Source organism: Frankia sp. CoWAU3, assembly GCF_977971855.1.
This window is the reverse complement of the sequence record NZ_CDWWXB010000294.1, coordinates 1-2,616: the sequence shown is the minus strand read 5'-3', so window position 1 is coordinate 2,616 and position 2,616 is coordinate 1. Positions and strand designations below refer to the sequence as shown.

Annotated in this window: 2 protein-coding genes and 1 pseudogene; 2 read left to right on the top strand and 1 reads right to left on the bottom strand. The window is 74.5% G+C overall.

The window, feature by feature from the left end:
* Together AC08ON_RS17390 and AC08ON_RS17385 are read left to right on the top strand one after the other, a co-directional pair.
* Positions 1-588: pseudogene (locus tag AC08ON_RS17390) on the top strand (galactokinase); the annotation flags it as partial.
* A gap of 507 nt (positions 589-1,095) precedes the next feature.
* Positions 1,096-1,551 carry a hypothetical protein gene (locus AC08ON_RS17385; protein ID WP_476608617.1) on the top strand — a complete coding sequence of 152 codons (456 nt, stop codon included), beginning with the start codon at positions 1,096-1,098 and terminating at the stop codon, positions 1,549-1,551.
* Between the two features lie 55 nt (positions 1,552-1,606).
* On the opposite strand, the gene AC08ON_RS17380 is transcribed toward AC08ON_RS17385, so the two are convergent.
* Positions 1,607-2,587 (bottom strand): tetratricopeptide repeat protein, encoded by a 981-nt coding sequence (locus AC08ON_RS17380; RefSeq protein ID WP_476617364.1) that lies wholly within the window; start codon positions 2,585-2,587, stop codon positions 1,607-1,609.
* Positions 2,588-2,616 lie beyond the last annotated feature (29 nt).

The following is a 2,616-nucleotide window of genomic DNA, read 5'->3' as shown; positions in this document are numbered from 1 at the left end:
CGCCGACAGGTGGTGACCAGCGAGTACGCCACCCGACGGGCGGAGTGTGAGCGGGCGGCGCGGGCGCTGGGCGTCGCCGCGTTGCGGGACCTCACGCCCCGGTCGATGGACGAGGCGGTGGCCCGGCTCGACGGGGCGGCTCGGTCGGGCGGGGCGGGCGGCGTGACCGGGCCGGACCCGGCCACGCTGGACCCGGTCGCGGTGGATCCGGTCGCGCTGCGCCGGGCCCGGTTCGTCGTCGCCGAGAACGCCCGGGTCGACGCCGTCGCCGTGGCACTGCGCGCGGGCGACGCCCCAACGGCCGGGCGGCTGTTGCTGGCGGGGCATCGCGGGATCCGGGAGGACTTCGAGGTGTCGGGTCCGGAGCTCGACGCGGCGGTCCAGGCGGCTTCGGCGGCTCCGGGGTGCTTCGGCGCCCGGATGACCGGCGGTGGTTTCGCGGGCTGTGCGGTGGCCCTCGTCGACAGGTCCCGGCTGACCGCCTTCACCGAGGCGTTCGAACCGGCGTACACCGCGCTGTCCGGCCGGCGGGCCGTGCTGCATGTCTGCTCGGCGGTCGCCGGCACGTCCGTCCTGGACCTCGGGTAGCGACCGGGGGCGGAAGTCGGCGGCCCATGGTGGGGGCGAGCTCCGCGGCCAGATCGGCGAGGGGCGCACGGAAGGTCATGGTCAGGGCGGGGTGGGAACAGCAGGCCGCACGGCCCAGACCCGCGTCACACCTGGTCGCACTCGTGCGGCCCTTCTCATGTCCCGCGGGCCACTCGTCCCGTCCGATCCTCAAGTCCCACCCGATCCTCAGGCCGTTGACAGCGTCCACGTCTGCCGCATCCCGGATTTTGTCGAGTCGGAGTGGCTCGGCGTCGCGATGGGCAGCCGGAGCTCGATGCTCTAGGCTGTCGATCATGGCTCTGGCCTGGGCTGTTGCACTACCGCCGGACCGCTGCAAAAGTAGCCCTTGGACCATCGTACATCATGGCGTTGACCTGCAGCTTTACCAGCGGGTCGCTGATCATCCCTGGAGGGATCGTGGGGGGCACGGCGGGCCGGTGATGGTGGGATCATGACGGTGAGCCTCAGGGACGGGAGAAGACTGTGATGTCCGAGGAAACCGCCGATCCGTCAGGTGGGCCCGCGGCCGAGCGTGAACCGGGGGCGCGGTCGCCAGCCGGTCGGGAACCGTCCGGGCAGCCGGCGCCCGATGCCGACGCGGGGCGCGACGCCGACGCGGGGGCGGATGAGGCTGGGGCGACGTTTGCGGGCAGGTTCGACCTCCGTCCGGTCGACTGGGACGGCTCGTTCTCCCGAGTGTGGAACGCGCGGCATGGCCAGGAGTTGACGAATGAGCTTGCCGCCGAACAGGAGCGGCGGGAGAACCGGAAGCGGATCGAGGAGTACTGGCGGGAAGCACGGGAGCAGATGAACGCCGAGTTGGCCCGGGAGGCGGCACGGCGCCGGGAGGAGGACCGCGAGCGGGCGGTGGCGGAGGGCGGACGAGGCGCTGCTCCGCAAGCTGGAGCTGCTCGATCGGCTTCCGCCCGTCGACCCCGGTGACCCCGACGAGCCGGCCGGGCCGGCCGACCAGCGGTGACCGGCGTGCCGGCGTCAGTCAGGGGTCGCGGTGGCGGAACCTCGGCTCCACCGGGATCGGCCGTTCGAGGGGCGGCTGATCGTGGCGGACCTCGCCGACAGTGTCGGCGAGGGTGCGGCGGGCCCGGGTGCTGTCCGGATGGAACGGGCCGTGCTCGCGCAGCGCGTCGGTGAGCGCGGCGCGGTAGAGGGGGACGGCGTCGGCGGGCCGGCCGGCCTGGCGGTAGGTGTCGGCGAGGGCGGCGCGGGTGTCGGGGTGGCCGGGGCCGAGGAGCCGCTCGCGGACGGCGAGGACACGTTCGTCCAGGTCGACGGCCTGCGGAAGCCGGCCGGTGGTCCGGTAGACCTCGGCGAGCCCGTCGGCGGTGCGCAGGGTGCGCGCGTCGCCGACGCCGTGCGCCCGGCTCCGGTCGGCGAGCAGCCGTTCGAGCAGCGGCACGGCCGCCTCAAGCTGGCCGGTGCGCCGGTAGGTCGTCGCGAGGGTGTCCCGGGTCTCGACGGTGTGGGGGTGCGCGCGGCCGAGGACGTGCTCGTGGCGGTCGAGGGCGCGTTCGAGGTGGGGGACGGCGTCGCCGGGCCGGCCCAGCCTGAGGTGGGCGGTGGCGAGGCTCTCGCGGGTCTCGGTGGTGTCGGGGTGGTCGGGGCCGAGGGCGCGTTCCCGGCCGGTCAGCGCGCGGCCGAACTCGCGTGCGGCGTCGTCGAGCCGTCCGGCGTACAGGTGGGCGCGGGCGAGTCCGTCGACCGTTTCGAGGGTGTCGGGGTGGTCGGGGCCGAGGATCCGCCGCCGGTCGGCGAGGGTGTCCCGCAGCAGCCGGGCCGCCTCGTCGCCGCGGCCGGCGGCGTCGTAGGCGCGGCCGAGACTGTGCCGGCCTTCCAGGGTGTCGGGGTGCTCGGGGCCGAGGATGCGTTCCCGGGCGGCGAGGGTGCGCTGGAACATCTCGACCGCGCGGTCGGTCTGGCCGACCTTCTGGAATAGCTGGGCTAGCCCTGTCTTCCGCACGTGCGTGCGGAGGGACGGTTACGTGATCT

Coding starts and splice junctions, on each gene's coding strand:
- AC08ON_RS17385 (WP_476608617.1), top strand. CDS start 1,096: ATGTCCGAGGAAACCGCCGATCCGTCAGGTGGGCCCGCGGCCGAGCGT.